We start from the raw sequence: 19,147 nt of genomic DNA, 5'->3' as shown, positions 1-19,147 counted from the left end.
TAAATGAGCCAAATAGGAGTTTTAACAGATAGCACCAATGATCTGCCAAAAGAGTTTATTGAGAGCAGAGATTATTTATTTACTATTCCTCTGACTCTTCACTTTGGTGATGAACAGTATATAGATGGAGTTGATATAGATTCTGCTGAGTTTTTCGAGAAGATAAGCAAAGTAGATATAATTCCGACCACTTCTCAGCCCTCTGCTGGTAGATTTATTGAAAAATATCAGGAGATGGCTGAAGAATATGATCAGATTATTTCAATTCATATTTCAGGTAAATTAAGTGGTACTGTAAAGTCTGCTCAACTAGCAGCCCAGGATATAAATAATACTGAAGTCAAAATAATTGATACTGGATCTGCCAGTCTTGGTTTAGGTACTCTTGTAAAACTTGTCTGTAAACTGGTTGAAGCTGGTAAAGAACTTGATGAAATTGCTGAAATTATTGATAATTATTTAAATAAATCAAGAGTTTTGTTTACAGTTAGTGACCTTAAATTTCTTGAAAAAGGCGGAAGAATTGGGAAGGCCCAGTCATTTTTAGGGTCTATTCTTAATTTTCACCCACTATTAGAACTTAAAGCAGTTGAAGGTGAAATATCCCCAAATGGTAGAGCCCGGGGGAAAAAGCGGGTTAAGGATGCTATTGTGGAGTATTGTCGTGAAGAGCTGCAGGGTGAGAAATATGCCTGGATAGGAATTATGCATGGAGATAATGCTGAGAGAGCTGAAGAAATCAAAATTGCATTGAATGAGCTATGTCAGGAAATAGGAGTAGAAGTAGAAATAATTGAAAATATAATTAGCCCAATTTTAGGAGCCCATGTTGGCCCGTCAGTATATGGTATGGCTCTTTTAAGTGGAGATTTATTGAAATAATGGATTCTACTCTGGCAAAATCAATTGAATATGTAAAAGGTGTGGGACCGGCCAGGGCAGAAAAATTATCGAAATTAGGTATCGATACTTTAGCTGATCTTTTATTTTATTTTCCTAGAGATTATGAAGATAGAAGTAAAGTAATTTCTATTAAGGATGCTGCTCCTGGCGAGACAGTAACAATTAAAGGTGAAGTATATTCTCTTGAAAAAAGCAGGATAAGAAAGGGTCTTGAACTATTAAAAGTGACATTTATAGATCATAGTGACGCAGTTATAGGAAGCTGGTTTAATCAGACTTATCTTGCAAAGAATTTTTCTAAGGGAGAAGAATTTTATTTGCATGGCCAGATTAGCGAGAAAAGCTGGAGGCAATTTAAAAAGAAAGAGATTAATAATCCTGTTTATGAAGCTGCAGATTCAGAAAATTTAGTTCATACTAATAGGGTTGTGCCTATTTATACTTTAACTAAGAATTTAAATCAGAAACAACTTAGGTCTATAGTTTTTAGAGCAGTAAATAATTATGCTAACAAATTAAATGACTGGCTGCCTGCTTATTTAAAAAGAAAATATAAACTCCCTCATATTGGTGATGCAGTCAGGGAATATCATTTTCCTTCAGGCAGGGATTCATTCATTAAAGCCAGACAGCGTCTGGCTTTTTCTGAGTTATTTCTATTTCAGATCCGCTTAATGATGGAAAAAAATCAATATCAGATTAAAAAGGGATATAGTCATCCTCCATCAACTGAATTAATGGCTGACTTTTTAAGTGAACTTGATTTTAAGTTGACTTCAGCTCAGAAAAAAGCCTGGCATGATATTGCTGGTGACCTGGAAAAAAATATTCCAATGCAGCGATTACTTCAGGGAGATGTTGGTTCCGGGAAGACTGTTGTTGCAGCTCTGGCTTTACTGGCTGTTGTTTCAAATAGCAAGCTTTCCCTTTATATGGCGCCAACTGAGATTCTAGCAGAGCAGCAGTATTTTACTTTAAAAGAATTATTTAAAAACTTACCAGTTAATATCGGCTTAATTACTGGTAGCTCAAGTACTGGTGATAAGGAAAAAATCCTTGAAAGGATAGAATCTGATAATCTTAATATAGTAGTTGGTACCCATGCTCTTTTTCAGGACGATATCAATTATAAAAATTTAGGTTTAATTGTAATTGATGAGCAGCATAGATTTGGGGTCAGGCAGAGACAGAGATTAATGGAAAAGGGAGAAAACCCTGATCTACTAGTAATGACAGCAACACCTATTCCTCGGTCTCTTGCTATGACTTTATATGGTGATCTCGATGTTTCAGTTATTGGTGAGATGCCCCCAGGCCGTTCGCCTGTTATTACTTACTGGCGAAAGCGGGATAAGAGAAGACAAATTTATGATTTTGTTAATCAAAAGATAGAAGCAGGAGATCAGGCCTTTGTTGTTACATCATTAATTGAGCCTTCAGATGAGATGCCAAATTTAATTTCTGTAGACGAATTATATCAGCAGTTAAATGAAAAGTTTCTTCCTGATAAAAATTTAGGTATGGTTCACGGTCAGATGACTGCTGCTGATAAGCAGGAGATCATGGAAGAATTTAAGCAAGGCAATATCGATCTGATCGTTGCAACTACAGTAATTGAAGTTGGAATTGATGTTCCTAATGCAACGGTAATGGTTATTGAAGATGCTGATCGATTTGGCCTGGCCCAGCTCCACCAGTTAAGAGGAAGGGTTGGACGAGGTGATAAGCAATCTTTCTGTATTTTAATTGCTGATCCTAAAACGGAGGATGGTATTCAGAGAATTGAGGCAATGGTTGCCAGCAGTGATGGTTTTGTTATTGCTGAAAAGGATCTTGAAATAAGAGGCCCAGGTGAATTTTTTGGTACCAGACAGCATGGTATTGATGAATTTAGAGTAGCCAGTCTGATTCAGGACCAGAAGGTTTTACAGATTGCCAGAAAAGAGGCATTGAGATTGACCTCTAAGGCTAATTGGGAGAAAAAATATCCTGATATTGTTAATAAAGTCAGTCAATTAGAAGTTATTATTTAATTGTTATTATATTGCTTATGAGGTGTTTATTGTGAGGATTATTGCTGGAAAATTTAAAGGCAGGAAATTAAAATCATATCAGACTGATAAAGTGAGACCAACTAAAGATATGGTAAAGGAAGCTGTTTTTAATATACTTTTAGATTTTCCCAGGGGAAAAGACTGTCTGGATCTCTTTGCAGGCTTTGGTAATTTAGGACTTGAAGCAGCCAGTAGAGGTGCAGGGACTGTTGATTTTGTAGAAATTGGCTCCAGGAATTGCAAAATTATTGGAGATAATATTGATTTATTAGGGATTGAAGAAAAAACTAATCTGTTTTGCCAGGATGTTAAAAGCTTTATAAAAAATAGTACAAAGAAATATGATTTAGTTTTTATTGATCCACCATATGATGAGAATTATTATAAAGATACATTAACTGCATTACTGGACTATCAACTTTTAAAGAATCCAGCTGTTCTAATTATTGAATATAGAGAAAATTATAGACCTGAAATTCCAGGTGAACTGTTAATTATTAAGGAGAAAGATTACGGTTCAACAGGTATTATAGTTGCTGAATTTCAGGGTTAAAAATTGAGGTGATTTTAATTGTCAAAGGTTATATATCCAGGAAGTTTTGATCCTGTTACCTATGGTCATTTAAATATAATTGAACGGGCTTCTAAGATATTTGATGAAGTTATTATCGCTGTTTTTAATAATAATAGCAAAGAACCGCTTTTTTCAATGGAGGAAAGGGTAGAGCTTCTAAAAAAAGCAACTGAAGAAATTGGTGACTTTGAAATAGAGGCTTTTTCAGGTTTGACTATGGACTATGCCAGTCAGAAGGGGGCAGATGCAGTTATTAGAGGTTTAAGGGCTGTTTCTGATTTTGAAGGCGAATTCCAGATGGCTGCAATGAATAAAGAGTTAAATGATGAGATTGAGACAGTATTTTTAATGACTGATGCCAGTTATATCTTTTTATCATCAAGCCTGGTTAAAGAGGTTGCCAGTTTTTCAGGGGATATTGATAAGTTTGTACCCCAGGTTGTAAAAGAAGCTTTAATAGATAAATTAGATATTAATAATTCTTAATTGAGATAAAGAGGTGGCGAAATAATGGAGGAGTTATTTTTAGATCTTAGCAAAAAGGGCAGAAATGAGATGGACGAGAGTCAAATAGATTTTAAAGATATTAAAGCAGCAAAGACAGAATGGGCATTGCTGGCCCCGGTAATTGCTGAAATCTTTTCTGAAGTAAAACATACTGGAGGGGTGATTGATTCTCCTTTATATCCGGCAGAGAATTTATATAACGATTTAGATGATGAGCTTGCAGATAGAGTCTTTTTGAAAGGAGATCATCAATTACCTATTGCTGGCTCTATTAAAGCAAGAGGAGGAATTTATGCTGTCTTTCAGCATGCTATAGCTCTGGCTGAAGGTAATGGCTTTTCTCTTAAAGGAAATTATAACTGGCTTTTAAGTGATAAAGCCCAGGAATTATTTGAGGATTATTATCTGGAAGTTGGTTCTACCGGTAATCTGGCTTTAAGTATTGGCATTAGTGGCTCAGCCTTAGGCTTTAAAGTAAGAGTGCATATGTCAGATGATGCTAAAGAATGGAAAAAGAAGCTTTTAAGGTCTAAAGGTGTGGAAGTTATTGAGTATGAAGGTGATTACGAGAAAGCGATAGCTATCGGAAGGGAAGAATCAGAAAAAAATCCGAAGAGTATTTTTATTGATGATGAGAATTCCAGGTTGCTCTTTTTAGGGTATAGTACTGCAGCCTTTTATCTTGAAAAACAATTAGAGGGCCTTAATCTGCTGGGAGAAAATATTCCGCCGATATTTGTTTATCTGCCCTGTGGAGTTGGTGGAGCCCCAGGAGGGATTGCCTATGGCATGAAATATATCTTTGGTGATAAGGTATATCCCCTGGTAGTTGAGCCTGAAACGGCAATTGCTGTTAGTAAAGCATTAATTGATGATGATAGAGAATTAATATTTAGCTCTAATTCAAATGAGTTTAACTTTACAAAGGGGGACGGCAGGACAGTTGCTGATGGGCTTGCTGTCAGGAATCCTTCGCCGCTGGTGATGGAATCAACAGGTAACTTATTTGCTGGAGGCTATATTTTAGATGATAGTGAGATTTTAAATTCTATGGCGCTTTTATATGATCTTGAAAATTTAAAAGTTGAGCCTTCTGCTGCTTCTGGTTTGAAAGGACCAAAATCTGTCAATAAGTTATTAAAAGCTAATGGCTATGAAAATATTGCTGCTGAAGCTATTCATATTGTCTGGTTAACTGGAGGATCTATGCTGCCTGAAAATGACTGGCAAAACTATTATGATCAGGTCAAAAAATAAAGTCCAGGGGGTAAATTATGAAACTTAATACTTTAAAGATTTTTATAAAACTTTGTGATATTGGCAGTTACTCTCAGGTTGCTGAGGAGATGAATTTGACTCAACCTGCAGTCAGTATGCAGGTTAAGTCACTTGAAGAGTATTTTGAGACTGAGTTGATCAATAAATCTAAGGGGACAATTCATTTAACTGACGCCGGTAAGATTCTTTACAGACAGTCAAGGGAGATATTAAGAAGATGGGATAAGGCAGAATTAGAGATCTCTCAACTTTCGACTAAGGATACTGGTAGAATTAAAGTTGGAGCAAGTACTATTCCTGGCGTTTATTTTTTGCCTGGCCGACTTGCTGATTTTAGAAATGATTATAGTAATATTAAAGTTGATGTAATAAGTGGCGATAGTCAGGATATGATTGAAGCTTTAACACTTGGCAAGGTTGATTTGATAATCATCGGGAAAAAGCTTAATTCAGATAAATATTTATCTGAACCTGTTGAAGATGACCAATTGAAATTTATTGTTGGAGTTAACCATCCACTTGCTGAGAGTGATAAAGTTGGGCTCAGTGAAATTATAAAAAATGATCTGGTGATCAGGGAAGAGGGCTCAGGAACAAGGAAGGTTATGCTTGATGCCTTCAGAGAGCTTGGATACTCCCTGAAGGATTTTAAGGTTAGCTATCAGTTTGGCAGTACGGAGGCTGTGATATCAGCTGTGGAAGCCGGGTTAGGAACTTCATTTGTTTCAAGAATGGCTGCCAGTAAGGCGGAAAAATCAGGCAGAATAAAGATAATTGAAACACCGGAATTAAATCTTAGCCGCCATTTATATTTGATCTATGAAAAGGGGAGGCTGGAAGAAAAGATTTTAAAGAGTTTCTATAATTACTTAAATGGTTAAGATCTTTCTCTGCTTAAGATCTTGTAATGTATATGATTTATCAATAGTTAAGAGACTATATCTTTAAATGTCTTAATAGTTTTTTCGATTTCTTCCCTGGATGAAAAATATCCCGGGCTTAGGCGTAATGTGCCTTCCGGGTATGTGCCCAGACTTTTATGTGCTAATGGGGCACAGTGCAGGCCTGTTCTGGCCATAATTCCATAGTTTTTATCGATTGTAAAGCCGATTTCTGCAGGGTCATGCTCATCGAATGTTAATGAAATTGTGCTGACTTTATTATCAATGTTTTTTGGGCCGACAATATTAATTCCATTGATTTCTGCCAGGCCCTGATGGAGCAGCCTGTAATTTTCTTTTATTTTTTTATCGATAGATTCAATTCCTTTTTGCTTGATAAATTTGATTGCTGCATTGAGACCGGCAATTCCAGGAGTATTCTGGGTGCCGGCTTCGTATTTATCAGGTAAAAGTTCTGGCTGGATTAGCAGGTCGGATTTGCTGCCAGTTCCACCTTCAATGAAGGGTTTAGTTTTTTCTATCATTTTATTAGAGATGATGAGGCCGCCGGTTCCAGCAGGGCCCATAAAGCCTTTATGGCCTGTAAATCCTATAAAATCGGCATTTAACTCCTGCCAGTTGATTTTATAACTGCCAGCTGTCTGGGCTGTATCTATCATAATAGGTATGTTATTATAATTTGCCCAGTCTATGGCTTTTTTAATATTTAGAATAACACCGCTGACATTAGAGGCATGATTGATGATTATAAGCCTGGTGTTATCTCTTTTTAGTTTGTCCAGGGAGTTTAAATCGAAATCTCCTTCTTCTGAAACAGGTAAAAAATCGTAACTTATATTTTTCTCTGATTTTAATCTATTTAATGGCCTTAAGACTGAATTATGCTCATATTTTGTTGTTATAACATGGTCATTTTTATTTAAATAACCTTTAATAACGATGTTAAGGGCATGGGTTATATTCTGGGTTAAAATTACTTCTTCTGGTGATCTTCCGCCGAAGAACTCTCCGATTAATTCCCTTGTTTCTAGAATTAATCTGCTGGCAGATAATGAACTGGAATGGCCTCCCCGGCCAGGATTTGCTCCAACGTGTTGCATGAAATGACAGATAGCTTCTATAACTGGCTCCGGCTTGGGGTAGGAAGTAGCTGAGTTATCTAAATAGATTGTATCCACAATTTATCTCTCCTTTTATTTCTTAATATTATATTTGCTATTATTTTAATTTATTATGTTAATTATATCTTTAATCGGGCTGTAATTTCAAGTTTTTTTGGGAGTTATATAAAAAAAGATTATTTTTTATATCAAAAGTGTTTATTGTTTTTCTGTTTTATGTTATAATCATTTAGGAAGTTATAATAAAATATTCACATAATTCTTAGGGGGGATTATATGAAACAGAGTAGAGTAATAATTTTAACAGGAGTTGTAATTGGACTTGCAGGGTCTTTATTAATGTGGCTGGGGAACCCGGCTAATATGGGTCTTTGCCTGGCCTGTTTCTGGCGAGATGTTGCTGGAGGCCTTGGATTACATAGGGCTGGAGTGGTTCAGAATATCAGATTGGAGATTGTAGGCTTTATAATAGGAGCCTTTGTTATTGCTAATTTAGTTAAAGGAGAATATAAGGTACAATCAGGATCATCACCATTTACCAGATTCTTTTTAGGGGCTGCTATGATGATTGGAGCACTGGTCTTTTTAGGTTGTCCCTGGAGAATGGTCTTACGGTTAAGTGGTGGCGATTGGACAGCTATTAGTGGCTTGTTTGGCTTTGTTGCAGGGGTTTATCTGGCAACTGAATTTTTGAAAAAAGGCTTCTCTTTAGGAAGGGCCAGCACTGAAAGGGATACAAAGGGGTATTTATTCCCTGCTGTTGCTATTGGCCTATTATTATTGAGATTAATTAATCCAGAATTTATCTTTTTAAGTGAGAGTGGACCTGGTTCTCAGTTTGCTCCGCTCTGGATTACTTTAGTGGTTGGTCTGTTAATTGGCGGGCTAGCCCAGAGGAGCAGGATCTGTTCTGCTGGTGCAATAAGAGATGTTATATTAGTAAGGGATTTTGATTTGTTTAAAGGGATGATAGCTATTATAGTTGTTGCCACTGGTGCAAATATTGCTTTAGGTCAATTCAACCCTGGATTTACTGGACAGGCTGTTGCCCATACTGATTATCTCTGGAATTTTCTTGGGATGTTTGTTGTTGGTATAACAGCTATCATGTTAGGTGGTTGTCCTTTAAGGCAGACTATTCTTGCCGGTGAAGGAAATATTGATTCAGTAATAGCTGTTTTTGGCATGGTCTTTGGGGCTGCTATCTCCCATAATTTTGGGCTTGCAGGTAGTCCTGATGGCGTTGGCTTTAATGGAAGAGCTGCAACTATTGGTCTGATAATTGCGTTATTTATTCTAGCCTGGGTTAATATTACTCAAAATAATAAAGAGATAGCTACTAGAAGAAGGGAGGCTAGCTCAAATGTCTAAAAAATTAATTGATACTTCTGGACTTTCCTGTCCACAACCTGTATTATTAGTTAAGCAGGCTGTTGAAGCAGGGGATAAGGATTTAGATATTATTGTTGATACTGAAGTTGCTAGAGAAAATGTTGGCAAATTCTTAAAGAAGGCTGGATTGGAATATAAAGAGCAGGAAGATGGACAGCAATATCATTTATTAACTAAATAGTTTAGATTTATGAATAGTTTAGATTGGGGGGATAGATTTTGAATTTATTATTTACATTTCCAACAACTAATGATGCAATGCGAGCTGAAAAATTTCTGAAATCTGAAGGGGTTGACTGTCAGTTAAAGCCGGTACCCCGTAAAATCAGTTCATCCTGTGGCTATGCCCTGGCTGCCAGGTTTGATGAGATTGGTAGTCCCGGGATTAATTTATTAAATGAGGGTATTGAGCTGGAAGGTTGTTATGAAAATATAAATGGATATGAGGCTATCCCCTGTGAATAATATACTTAAAAAGTGTATAATATACAGATATAGGACTTTGTGAAATTTGTTAATAGATAGGACCTGGTAACTGTCGGGTATGGACCAGGTCCCTGTTAAAAACAGAAAATATTTTGTATAATTATGAGAGTCGGCCAGGACTTTGGCTGGCTCTTTTTATTGTACTTAAAGCAAGCTATTTTGGAATTTTCTGAATTTAATTAAATGTATTTTGCAAATCAATTTATTTATTTTTAGATAACTATCTGATATAATTAGAGTGGTATTTAGCAATAATTGATTTATAAGGAGTCAGGAAGGATTTAGGTAAGATGAAAGAGAAAATACTTTTAGTTGAGGATGAAGAAAAGGTTAGAAAGATAGTATCTTCGTATTTAGAAGATGCTGGTTTTGAGGTTGAGATTGCAAGTGATGGCAATATGGCTTTAGAAAAAGTATTGTCTGATCCGCCTGATTTATTGATATTAGATATAATGTTACCTGGAATTGATGGCTGGGAGATTGCAGAAGAGGTCAGAAATTTTTATGATCTGCCAATTTTGATGCTGACTGCCAGATCAGATGAAGATGATCGGGTCAAGGGTTTTGAAAAGGGTGCTGATGATTATTTGGTTAAGCCTTTTAGCCCCAGAGAGCTTATTGCCAGAGTTAAGGCGATTTTAAAGCGGACTGGCAGGTTAAAAAGTGAAGTTATAGAATTGCCTGGCTATGATATTACGATTAAACCGGCTGCAGGTAAAGTTTTTCTTGCCGGTGAAGATGTTGATTTGACTGGAACTGAATTTAATATTTTCTATGAGTTCTATAAGAACAGAGGTCAGGTTTTGAGCAGAGAACAACTGGTTAATCGGGCTTTAGGGCTTGATTATGCCGGCTTTGATAGGACGATTGATGTTCATATTAAAAATATAAGAAAGAAGCTGGGACTGGAAAAGGATCAGTTGATTGAGACTGTTTATGGGATGGGCTATCGATTTGAGCTTGATGATAGTCAGGGTGATTAATTATGAATAATTTGCGATTCAGGATATTTATTTCGATAATTATATTACTAGTTGTTGGTCTGGCTGCAATTACGATCCTGTTTAATTATGGCCTTGATAGATATTTTTCTGATTATCAGATGCAGGAAGAGGCTGCAAATATTAATCGGCTTGAGCGGCAACTGATTGATATTTATGATAATGAAGGTGAAGAGGCTGTTTATGATCATATTGAGCAATTTGCCAGGATAAATCAATTAGAATATATTGCTGACCCTGGGAATGGTCATATGGACCATCATGATATGATGGATAATAGAAGGATGAGCTCAGGCGGAGGCAGACGGATGATGCAACTCTTTGAAGAGGCAGATTTAAGTCAGGGCTATCATATTATTATTAATGAGAGAGATTTTGGTGTTTTAATCTGGCCAGAACGGGATGGTCAACCGGCTATCTATTCTGAAATAGCTGAACAGACAGCTAATTTTAGAAATGAAATTAATAGATTTATTCTGCCCCTTGGAATGGTACTGGTCTTTGCCGGTGGCTTGATTAGTTTCTGGTTATCCAGGAAACTGGCAATGCCTGTAAATAAACTTGCTGATGAAGTTGGCAAGTTAGGGGAAGGCAATTATGAGATTGAGGTTCCTGAAAAATTATCTGGCGAGTTAAGGTCTTTAGGCCTGGCGATAAAAAGTCTTGCCGGCAGGTTGAAATATCTTGAGAAGATTCGCCGGGAATCTGCTGCTGACTTTAGCCATGAGTTAAGGACTCCGCTCCATAATTTAAAGAGCACAGTTGAAGCATTAGAAGATGGGATTTTGGAGTTGAATGCAGAAAACCTTGAGAGTATAAATGAAGAGGTTGATAGAATTACTAACTTAACCGGTCAGTTAACTGAGCTGGTTGAACTTGAAAAGAAATTGACTGATGTAAATATTGAGACAGTTGATGGCAATGAATATTTTAATGAGTTATTGAATTTCTATGTAAAGAAAGCTGAAAATGAGGAAATTAATTATAACTATGAGGTTTTTGCAGGCCTTGACAGGATAAGCCTTGACCGGCAGGCAGTTGAAATTATTTTAAATAATTTAATAACCAATGCTTTTAAATATACTGAAGCTGGTGGCAGGGTAGATGTGAGAGTTAACCTTATAGATGATAATCTGAGACTTGAGGTTGAAGATACTGGAATTGGGATTCCAGAAGAGGAGAAAGATTTGATCTTTGAGAGGTTTTATCGAACTGATAGATCAAGATCTAGAGAAACTGGAGGTTCCGGGCTCGGCCTGGCAATTACCAGAGAGATTGTCGCTGCTTTAGGAGGCGATATCTTTTTAGAAGATAGTGATAAAGGGAGCAATTTTGTTGTTATGCTTCCTCAATAATAGTTTTTAAAGGATGGTTTAGATGAGAAGAATTCCGCTAAAAAATAAAATAATTGGTGTTTTATTGATATTATTTGTTGCAGTTAATTTTATACCTTCACAATATTTTATATCTGAGCCAGGCCCTGCTCTTAATTTAAGTGAAATGATAACTGTTGAGGGTAGTTATAGAGATGATGACTGGGGAGGATTTTATCTTACCTCAGTTAGCCAGCGAAGGGCTTCTTTCTGGGATGTTGCTGTATTTTATTTGTTTCCATCTGAAAACAAAGAACTGATTCCTGTGAGAACTGCCATACCACCTGGGATGTCTGAGTCAGAATATTTGAATCTAATGCAGGAATTGATGGTTGAAAGTCAGTTATCAGCCCAGGCTGTTGCCTATAGAGAACTTGGCTATGATGTTGAAATGAGAGGTGAGGGAGTAAAAGTTGTTGACCTGGTTGAAGATGGCCAGTCTGAAGAGATTCTTGAACCTGATGATATAATTCTGAAAATTGATGGTAAAGAAGTTGAACTTGCATCTGAAGCTGTTGAATTAATTAAATCTTATCCGATTGGAACTGAATTATTGCTTGAGGTTAAACGAGATGAAGAAATACTGGAATTTGAGATAACAACAGCTGAGCATCCAGAGGAAGTCGGGAGGTCCTCTTTAGGAATTTATATAACAACAGCTGGTCTGGATTATGATATGCCTGAATATGTTAATTTTACATCAGAAAATATTGTGGGTCCATCAGCAGGTGTTATGTTCTCTCTTGAGATATATAATCAGCTGACAGAAGAGGACATTACCAGAGGCAATAGGTATGCTGGAACCGGTACGATTAATTTTGATGGAGAGATTGGCAGAGTCGGCGGTGAACTCTTAAAAATAATAGCTGCTGAAAATGACGGAATATCAACTTTTATTTTACCTGAAGATCACGGTGTTATTATTGAAAGCCTTGGTGTAGATATTGAGATTATTGAATCGCCTGATTTTAGAGATCTTTTAGAGCAATTAAACGTTGAGTAAAGTCTTTATTTCCTGTTTTAGCTGATTGGGCTGGAATTATTAGTGAGTAAAGATTACTGGCATGGATATCCAGGGATAGCTGGTATTTTAGTCTGTCTGAGCTGTTAAAATCAGGCTCCTTTAAATATTCAGCTGGTTGAATGATAACTGGTACCTTTGCTCTATTTGCCAGCTCTGATAATATATTTTCACCTTTTTTACCTACTGCCAGGACTCTAAGATATGCTGGCTCTTCAAGCCTGTGCTCTATATATTTAGCTTTGCTTAATCTTAATAAAATTTGTAATAATGCTCTGGTGATTCTGCTTTTTGGATAAGTTTTTGAGGTCAAGCGATTAATTAAATCATTATAGTTTGTAATTTTATTTCTATAATTTAAAATTGAATTTGCTAGATTGTAACTAATTGCAGGAATATCCAGCAGTTCATCTCTGGTAAGACTTCTAATTTTAAATAGGGTATATTCTTCCCAGGTTTTAAGTCTGGCAGGACCTTTGCCAGTATGGATAGAACTTTTGAATAAATTTTGATTAAATTCTGGAATATAGCTTTTTGCTATTTCGATCTGATTTTTATAAACCAGGTTCCTGATTGCAGTAGCACTTGCAATCTCTGATTGACCAGGAGTTTCATCATGATAGTTGCTTGCTTTACGTTCTATTGTTCTGGCCTGGATCGGTAGATCATATTCTTTAATAGCTTTTAGATATTCGATTCCAAGGATATTATTAGGTTTATTGATAGCTTTAAATGCTTCGTCTCCTAGCATTTCTTTGATTGTTTCAGCCCGGGCTTCTGGAAAAGATAATCCGTTATTTAAGTTTCTTTTTAATATATTTTGAAATTCAGGAGGTTCTGTAGCAAGTAGACTGGCAATTGCTTTTAGGATTTTTAATTGGCCTTTTTCACTTCCAAAGACAATATTATTAACCAGGCCGGTATGGGCAAGACTTAAAGTAGCACCTCTGGCAAAATATTCAGCACTTCTGATTGCATAGCTTAGAGGTAGTTCTATGACCAGGTCAATTCCTGCCTGGATCGCCATTTTAGCTCTAATCCATTTATCAAAGATAGCTGGCTCACCTCTCTGGGTGAAATTGCCGCTCATTATTGCTACCACTGGCTGGTTATCAGTAATTAATTTAGATTGCTTTAAATGGTAATCATGCCCATTATGAAAGGGGTTATATTCTACTATTAGCCCTGTAGCTTGCATATTATCACCTTTTTCAAAAAAATTTGATAAGTTTTACTTTATATTTTTAGCAGGAATCTTTATACTTATGTTGAATTAAGTATATTGAAAGATTTTTCACTAGAATATTCAATTAACTTTATAATATCAAAGAATTTTATTTACAGCAAGGCAAGGGGGGAATTATGAATTTTTTAGATGAAATAAAGGAAAGGGCATCAGCATTAAAACGAACTATCGTTTTACCGGAAACAGAAGATAGTAGAGTTTTAGAGGCTGCTGCAAGAATAGTTGAAGATGGTATTGCTGAAATTATTTTAATAGGTGATAGCGAGAAGATTTTATCTGATGGCAATGATTTAGGGGTTGATCTGGAAAGTTGTAAAATGATTGATCCGACAGAGGCAACTGATGAGAGAACTGATTTAATTGAGTTATTTGTTGATTTAAGAAAACATAAGGGTATAACAATGGAAGATGCTGAAAAAATGATTGAAAAACCATTATATTATGGGACTTTGATGGTTAAAGCTGGTCTGGCTGATGGTATGGTGGCAGGTGCTGCCAGTCCAACTGGTGATGTTTTAAAGCCAGCCTTACAGATTATTAAGACTGCTGAAGGTATTAATTCAGTCTCAGGAGCATTTGTAATGATTGTGCCTGATAAGAGTTTTGGCCAGGATGGAAAAATGATCATGGCTGACTGTGCTGTCAATCCTGAAGTGGATGCTGATACTTTAGGTGAAATAGCTGTTGCCAGTGCTGATACAGCCAGTAAGATAGCTGGACTGGATCCGAAGGTTGCCATGCTTTCATTTTCAACAATGGGTAGTGCAAAGCATAAGCTGGTTGAAAGAGTTCAACAGGCAACAGCAAAAGCTAAAGAGATTGCACCTGATTTATCGATTGATGGCGAAATGCAGGCAGATGCTGCTTTAGTTCCATCAGTTGCTGAGAGAAAAGCCCCTGATAGTAAAGTTGCAGGTCAGGCTAATGTCCTGGTTTTTCCAGATTTAGAAGCCGGGAATATTGGTTATAAACTGGTACAAAGGCTGGCTAAGGCTGAAGCTGTTGGCCCAATAATTCAGGGCCTGGATAAGCCGGTCAATGATTTATCAAGAGGTTGTTCAGTTGATGATATTGTTAATCTGACAGCAATTACTGCTCTTCAGGTATAAAAAAATTATTAATAAAAAATTAGGAGTGATTTTAAAAAAATGAAAATTTTAGTACTTAACAGTGGAAGTTCATCAATTAAATATCAATTATTTAATATGGAAAATGAAAATGTACTGGCAAAGGGTATTGTTGAAAGAATTGGAATTGATGATTCATTTTTAGAGCATGAAGTTAATGGTGATGAGATAGTCATAAAAGAAGATATTCCTAATCATAGTAAAGGAATTAGCCTGGTTATTGATGCTCTTTTAGATGATAATCATGGTGTTCTAGCTAGCATGGATGAAATAAATGCCGTTGGTCACAGGGTTGTTCACGGTGGTGAAAAATTTGCTGATTCTGTAAAAATAACAGATGAAGTGGTTGAGCAGATGGAAGATGTTTCTGATCTTGCTCCACTCCATAATCCGCCTAATATTGCCGGTATAAAAGTCTGTCAGGAATTAATGCCTGAAAAACCTCAAGTTGGTGTATTTGATACTGCTTTCCATCAGTCTATGCCTGCTGAAGCATATACTTATGCTCTTCCATATGAGTATTATGAAAAGTATGGTGTTAGAAGATATGGATTCCATGGAACTTCTCACAGGTTTGTTGCAAAAAGAGCAGCTAAACTAATTGATAAAGATTTTAATGATTCAAAAATTATTACCTGCCATCTTGGTAATGGTGCCAGTGTGGCTGCAGTTAAAAATGGTAAATCAATTGATACAAGTATGGGCCTGACTCCATTAGAGGGTCTTGTAATGGGTACAAGATGTGGAGATATTGATCCAGCAATTGTACCTTTCTTACAGGAAAAAGAAGATTTATCCAGTAAAGAAATTGATAATATCATGAATAAGAAAAGTGGACTTTTAGGAATTTCAGGGATTAGCAATGATTCCAGGGATATTCAGGAAGCTGCTGCCGATGGGAATGAGAGAGCTCAATTGGCTGGAGATGTATTTAATTATAGAGTCAAAAAATATATTGGAGCTTATACTGCTGCTATGGGTGGCGTTGATGCTATTGTATTTACTGCTGGTATTGGTGAAAATGCAATAGAAATTAGAGAGGGTATTTTAGATGGACTTGAGTATTTAGGTTTTGAACTGGATAAAGAAGCTAATGATTCTAGAGGCAAAGAAATAGAGATATCAAAAGCTGGTTCTGATACAAGGGTATTTGTTATCCCGACAAATGAAGAACTGGTTATTGCAAGAGATACTGCAGAGATCTTAGAAGGATAGTTTTTCTTGACAACAGGGCTATTTATGATGTATAATAATTTTTGCTTGTAGTTTTGTTTAAGAATTTGAGCTTTATGGAGGGAATCCTTTTGATAATTGATCTTACAAAATATCAGGAGAAGGGCAGTTATACTACAATAACTGGAAAATATCTTCCTGAAGATATCGATTATTTTCAGAGGGAGATTAATGTTGATGAGCCCCTTGATGTTAAGGTTGATATTTATGCTGATGAAGATGAGTTTGTCTTTACAGGCAAGCTTGAAGGTGGCTATAAGTTAGCCTGCACCAGATGTCTGGATCAGTTCAGGTATTCAATTGAGACTGATATGGAATTTATTATTGAAAAAAGTGAAATTGATGATCTGGCTCATGTCGATTTAAGTGATAAACTTAAAGAGAACCTTATTCTGACGATTCCGAGTAAAGCAGTTTGTAGCTCTGATTGTGAAGGGATCTGTAGTCAATGCGGTCAGAATTTAAATGAGTTTAATTGTGACTGTGAAAAAGAAGATATTGATCCCCGTTTAGAGAAATTAGGAGAACTTTATAACGAGGAATAATTGATTAGGTTTTTTTGAAATAAAGGAGGTGTTTTTGTAATGGCAGTACCAAAGAAAAGAACTTCTAAATCCAGAAAGAGAAAGAGAAGAACTCACTGGAAATTGAAGTCTCCAAACTTAATAGAATGTTCAAATTGTACAGCACAAATTCTTCCTCACCGGGTATGTCCTGAGTGTGGACATTACAAAGGTAAAGAAATCACCTCAAACTAATATTCGTTAGTTTAGACCTGCAGCTATTGCAGGTCTTTTTTCTTACTTAATTTTGACATTGTAGAAATTAAATAATTTGCATAAGGCCTTGATTTTATATATAATTATTAGGAGATAAGTAAAGTTAAAATTTGCTGAATAATAATTATCTGGAGGTCTTATCATGATAATTGCTGTAGATGCTATGGGTGGAGATAATGCCCCGGAGGCTGTTGTTAAAGGGTCTTTAAAAGCAGTAAATAGTTTTGATGATATTACATTAAAGCTCGTAGGTAAAGAGGATTTAATATCTAATTATCTGGAAGATCAAAGTTATAATCAGGAAAGATTACAGGTTATAAATGCAACTGAAGAAATAACTATGGAAGATTCTCCTGCTAAAGCCATAAGGAAAAAGAAAGATTCATCAATTGTGGTTGCCTCTGAATTAGTGAAAAAAGGAGATGCTGAAGCTTTAATTGCAGCTGGCAGTACTGGTGCTGCGATGTCAGCAGGAGTTCTAAAAGTCGGGAGGCTAAAGGGGATTAAAAGGCCTGCTATTTCAACTCTCTTTCCAACTGAAAATAAACCAACTTTAATTTTAGATGCCGGTGCGAATGCCAATGCTGAACCTGAATATCTTCAGCAATTTGCATTGATGGGACAGATATATGCTAAAAAGATACTTAATAGAGATAAACCCAAGATTGGCCTGATGAATGTTGGGGAAGAAAAGGGTAAAGGCAGTAAACTTACAAATGAGGCCTTTGAGTTAATTGACAATGATAAAAGAATTGATAACTTTGCTGGAAATATTGAAGGTAGAGATATCTTTACTGGAGAATATGATGTAATCGTAACAGATGGTTTTACAGGAAATGTAATTTTGAAGACAACTGAAGGTTTAGCAGAATTTATGTTTTCATTATTAAAAGATGCTTTAACTTCAGATCTAAAGAGTAAATTAGGCGCATTTTTAGTTAAAGATAATTTAAAAAAGATGAAAAATAAAGTAGATTATAGAGAATATGGCGGTGCTCCTTTATTAGGCCTTAATGAGATTGTAATAATTGGTCACGGGAGCTCAGATGCTACTGCTTTTTTCAATGCAATCCGGGTTGCCCGGGATACTATTAAAGAGCAGGTTGTGGCGGAAATTGCATCTGAGATAGCCAGGGATGGTGAAAATTAATGAATAAGAATAGAAAAGCAGTAATAACCGGTGTTGGTAAATATGTGCCGGAGAAAGTTTTAACAAATTTTGATTTAGAAGAAATGGTAGACACAAGTGATGAGTGGATAAGACAGAGAACTGGAATTGAAAAGAGACATATAGCAGCAGATGATCAGCCGACATCTGATCTGGCTTTTAAAGCTGCAGAAGAAGCTCTAGCTGATGCCGGACTTTCAGGTGAAGAACTTGATTTAATTATTGTTGCAACTGTAACGCCTGATATGGCATTTCCAGCTACTGCCTGTTTGATTCAGGATAAGCTTGGTGCTAAAGATGCTGCTGCTTTTGATCTTGAAGCCGGCTGTTCTGGATTTGTATATGCTTTAAGTGTTGGTTCTCAATTTATAGAGTCTGGCCAGTATGAGAATGTTTTGATTATAGGAGCTGAGACTCTATCGAAAATTGTTAACTGGAAAGATAGGGGAACCTGTATTTTATTTGGTGATGGTGCTGGCGCAGCTGTTCTTCAAGCAGGAGAAAAAGGTGGCATACTGGCTACTCACCTTGGTTCAGATGGTAGTGGTGGTAATACACTTTATCAGGAAGCTGGTGGATCATTGAATCCAGCCTGTGAAAGAACTGTCACTAATAATATGCATACTATTACAATGGAAGGAAATAAGGTTTTCCGTTTTGCAGTTAAAAAGATGGGGGCTGCTTCTTTAAAAGTATTAGAAGAAGCCGGATTAGAACCTGATGATGTTGACTTTTTTGTGCCACATCAGGCCAATACAAGAATTATTTCTGCTGCAGCAAAACGGTTAAAACTTGATGAGGATAGTGTGATAGTTAATTTACCTGAATATGGTAATACTTCCAGTGCATCTGTTCCAATAGCTCTTGCTGAAGCAGTTGAAAATAATCGAATAAAAGATGGTGATATTCTAGTACTTGTTGCATTTGGAGCGGGTTTGACCTGGGCCAGTGCTGTATTAGAGTGGAATCAGGGAGGTTAAGA

General features: G+C 36.3%; 20 protein-coding genes. 18 read left to right on the top strand and 2 right to left on the bottom strand.

Annotation, left to right across the window (positions count from 1 at the left end; genetic code table 11):
* Positions 1–3 precede the first annotated feature (3 nt).
* From I0Q91_RS06935 to I0Q91_RS06910, 6 genes are read left to right on the top strand one after another with little or no spacing between them, the layout of a single operon-like run.
* Positions 4–882, top strand: a complete 879-nt coding sequence (locus tag I0Q91_RS06935; RefSeq protein ID WP_270453706.1) for a DegV family protein — start codon at positions 4–6, stop codon at positions 880–882.
* Entirely contained in the window at positions 882–2,936 is a 2,055-nt protein-coding gene (recG, locus tag I0Q91_RS06930; protein ID WP_270453705.1) for an ATP-dependent DNA helicase RecG, read from the top strand. The genes I0Q91_RS06935 and recG overlap by 1 nt, the downstream gene beginning before the upstream one ends.
* A 22-nt stretch (positions 2,937–2,958) precedes the next feature.
* Positions 2,959–3,510 carry a 16S rRNA (guanine(966)-N(2))-methyltransferase RsmD gene (rsmD, locus tag I0Q91_RS06925; protein WP_270453704.1) on the top strand — a complete coding sequence of 184 codons (552 nt, stop codon included), beginning with the start codon at positions 2,959–2,961 and terminating at the stop codon, positions 3,508–3,510.
* Positions 3,511–3,528: 18 nt separating this feature from the next.
* Complete coding sequence (coaD, locus tag I0Q91_RS06920) at positions 3,529–4,017, top strand: pantetheine-phosphate adenylyltransferase (protein ID WP_270453703.1); 489 nt, start codon at positions 3,529–3,531, stop codon at positions 4,015–4,017.
* Positions 4,018–4,041: 24 nt separating this feature from the next.
* Positions 4,042–5,295 (top strand): D-serine ammonia-lyase, encoded by a 1,254-nt coding sequence (gene dsdA, locus I0Q91_RS06915; RefSeq protein ID WP_270453702.1) that lies wholly within the window; start codon positions 4,042–4,044, stop codon positions 5,293–5,295.
* 17 nt (positions 5,296–5,312) lie between these two features.
* Positions 5,313–6,197: a selenium metabolism-associated LysR family transcriptional regulator gene (locus tag I0Q91_RS06910; protein ID WP_270453701.1), complete on the top strand. Its 885-nt coding sequence runs from the start codon at positions 5,313–5,315 to the stop codon at positions 6,195–6,197.
* A 47-nt stretch (positions 6,198–6,244) separates the two neighbouring features.
* Here I0Q91_RS06910 and I0Q91_RS06905 read toward each other — a convergent pair whose 3' ends face one another.
* Positions 6,245–7,396, bottom strand: coding sequence for an aminotransferase class V-fold PLP-dependent enzyme (locus I0Q91_RS06905; RefSeq protein WP_270453700.1), 1,152 nt, complete (start codon positions 7,394–7,396; stop codon positions 6,245–6,247).
* A gap of 219 nt (positions 7,397–7,615) precedes the next feature.
* On the opposite strand from I0Q91_RS06905, the gene yedE reads away from it, so the two are divergent.
* The 6 genes from yedE (at position 7,616) to I0Q91_RS06875 (ending at position 12,594) form a co-directional block, all read left to right on the top strand.
* A complete protein-coding gene (gene yedE / locus I0Q91_RS06900) occupies positions 7,616–8,710 on the top strand; it encodes a YedE family putative selenium transporter (RefSeq protein WP_270453699.1) in 1,095 nt (364 codons plus the stop codon).
* Positions 8,703–8,912 carry a sulfurtransferase TusA family protein gene (locus tag I0Q91_RS06895; protein WP_270453698.1) on the top strand — a complete coding sequence of 70 codons (210 nt, stop codon included), beginning with the start codon at positions 8,703–8,705 and terminating at the stop codon, positions 8,910–8,912. The genes yedE and I0Q91_RS06895 overlap by 8 nt, the downstream gene beginning before the upstream one ends.
* A gap of 38 nt (positions 8,913–8,950) precedes the next feature.
* Positions 8,951–9,196 carry a putative Se/S carrier protein gene (locus I0Q91_RS06890; RefSeq protein WP_270453697.1) on the top strand — a complete coding sequence of 82 codons (246 nt, stop codon included), beginning with the start codon at positions 8,951–8,953 and terminating at the stop codon, positions 9,194–9,196.
* A gap of 311 nt (positions 9,197–9,507) precedes the next feature.
* Positions 9,508–10,200, top strand: a complete 693-nt coding sequence (locus I0Q91_RS06885) for a response regulator transcription factor (protein ID WP_270453696.1) — start codon at positions 9,508–9,510, stop codon at positions 10,198–10,200.
* A 2-nt stretch (positions 10,201–10,202) separates the two neighbouring features.
* Positions 10,203–11,573 (top strand): sensor histidine kinase, encoded by a 1,371-nt coding sequence (locus I0Q91_RS06880; protein ID WP_270453695.1) that lies wholly within the window; start codon positions 10,203–10,205, stop codon positions 11,571–11,573.
* Positions 11,574–11,595: 22 nt separating this feature from the next.
* Complete coding sequence (locus I0Q91_RS06875; protein WP_270453694.1) at positions 11,596–12,594, top strand: YlbL family protein; 999 nt, start codon at positions 11,596–11,598, stop codon at positions 12,592–12,594.
* Here the strand turns inward: I0Q91_RS06875 and I0Q91_RS06870 are convergent.
* The gene (locus I0Q91_RS06870; protein ID WP_270453693.1) at positions 12,560–13,810 is read right to left on the bottom strand and encodes a nucleotidyltransferase; all 1,251 of its coding nucleotides are present in this window, start codon (positions 13,808–13,810) and stop codon (positions 12,560–12,562) included. The two genes, I0Q91_RS06875 and I0Q91_RS06870, sit on opposite strands and share 35 nt — an antisense overlap.
* Before the next feature lie 164 nt (positions 13,811–13,974).
* Here I0Q91_RS06870 and pta point away from each other — a divergent pair, with 164 nt between their 5' ends.
* From pta to I0Q91_RS06840, 6 genes are all read left to right on the top strand, one after another.
* The gene (pta, locus tag I0Q91_RS06865) at positions 13,975–14,967 is read left to right on the top strand and encodes a phosphate acetyltransferase (RefSeq protein WP_270453692.1); all 993 of its coding nucleotides are present in this window, start codon (positions 13,975–13,977) and stop codon (positions 14,965–14,967) included.
* 39 nt (positions 14,968–15,006) lie between these two features.
* Positions 15,007–16,200, top strand: coding sequence for an acetate/propionate family kinase (locus tag I0Q91_RS06860; protein ID WP_270453691.1), 1,194 nt, complete (start codon positions 15,007–15,009; stop codon positions 16,198–16,200).
* An 89-nt stretch (positions 16,201–16,289) separates the two neighbouring features.
* Positions 16,290–16,763 (top strand): YceD family protein, encoded by a 474-nt coding sequence (locus I0Q91_RS06855; RefSeq protein WP_270453690.1) that lies wholly within the window; start codon positions 16,290–16,292, stop codon positions 16,761–16,763.
* Between the two features lie 39 nt (positions 16,764–16,802).
* Positions 16,803–16,976, top strand: coding sequence for a 50S ribosomal protein L32 (gene rpmF / locus I0Q91_RS06850; RefSeq protein ID WP_270453689.1), 174 nt, complete (start codon positions 16,803–16,805; stop codon positions 16,974–16,976).
* 163 nt (positions 16,977–17,139) lie between these two features.
* Positions 17,140–18,147, top strand: a complete 1,008-nt coding sequence (gene plsX / locus I0Q91_RS06845) for a phosphate acyltransferase PlsX (RefSeq protein WP_270453688.1) — start codon at positions 17,140–17,142, stop codon at positions 18,145–18,147.
* A complete protein-coding gene (locus I0Q91_RS06840) occupies positions 18,147–19,145 on the top strand; it encodes a beta-ketoacyl-ACP synthase III (protein WP_270453687.1) in 999 nt (332 codons plus the stop codon). The genes plsX and I0Q91_RS06840 overlap by 1 nt, the downstream gene beginning before the upstream one ends.
* The last annotated feature ends 2 nt before the right edge of the window (positions 19,146–19,147 follow it).

Source organism: Halonatronomonas betaini (assembly GCF_015666175.1).
Lineage (GTDB): Bacteria > Bacillota > Halanaerobiia > Halanaerobiales > Halarsenatibacteraceae > Halonatronomonas > Halonatronomonas betaini.
This window is presented reverse-complemented; position numbering and strand designations above follow the sequence as displayed.

Coding starts and splice junctions, on each gene's coding strand:
- pta (WP_270453692.1), top strand. CDS start 13,975: ATGAATTTTTTAGATGAAATAAAGGAAAGGGCATCAGCATTAAAACGA.
- I0Q91_RS06910 (WP_270453701.1), top strand. CDS start 5,313: ATGAAACTTAATACTTTAAAGATTTTTATAAAACTTTGTGATATTGGC.
- I0Q91_RS06885 (WP_270453696.1), top strand. CDS start 9,508: ATGAAAGAGAAAATACTTTTAGTTGAGGATGAAGAAAAGGTTAGAAAG.
- yedE (WP_270453699.1), top strand. CDS start 7,616: ATGAAACAGAGTAGAGTAATAATTTTAACAGGAGTTGTAATTGGACTT.
- recG (WP_270453705.1), top strand. CDS start 882: ATGGATTCTACTCTGGCAAAATCAATTGAATATGTAAAAGGTGTGGGA.
- I0Q91_RS06870 (WP_270453693.1), bottom strand. CDS start 13,810: ATGCAAGCTACAGGGCTAATAGTAGAATATAACCCCTTTCATAATGGG.
- I0Q91_RS06840 (WP_270453687.1), top strand. CDS start 18,147: ATGAATAAGAATAGAAAAGCAGTAATAACCGGTGTTGGTAAATATGTG.
- I0Q91_RS06875 (WP_270453694.1), top strand. CDS start 11,596: ATGAGAAGAATTCCGCTAAAAAATAAAATAATTGGTGTTTTATTGATA.
- I0Q91_RS06880 (WP_270453695.1), top strand. CDS start 10,203: ATGAATAATTTGCGATTCAGGATATTTATTTCGATAATTATATTACTA.
- rpmF (WP_270453689.1), top strand. CDS start 16,803: ATGGCAGTACCAAAGAAAAGAACTTCTAAATCCAGAAAGAGAAAGAGA.
- I0Q91_RS06935 (WP_270453706.1), top strand. CDS start 4: ATGAGCCAAATAGGAGTTTTAACAGATAGCACCAATGATCTGCCAAAA.
- plsX (WP_270453688.1), top strand. CDS start 17,140: ATGATAATTGCTGTAGATGCTATGGGTGGAGATAATGCCCCGGAGGCT.
- I0Q91_RS06895 (WP_270453698.1), top strand. CDS start 8,703: ATGTCTAAAAAATTAATTGATACTTCTGGACTTTCCTGTCCACAACCT.
- I0Q91_RS06860 (WP_270453691.1), top strand. CDS start 15,007: ATGAAAATTTTAGTACTTAACAGTGGAAGTTCATCAATTAAATATCAA.
- dsdA (WP_270453702.1), top strand. CDS start 4,042: ATGGAGGAGTTATTTTTAGATCTTAGCAAAAAGGGCAGAAATGAGATG.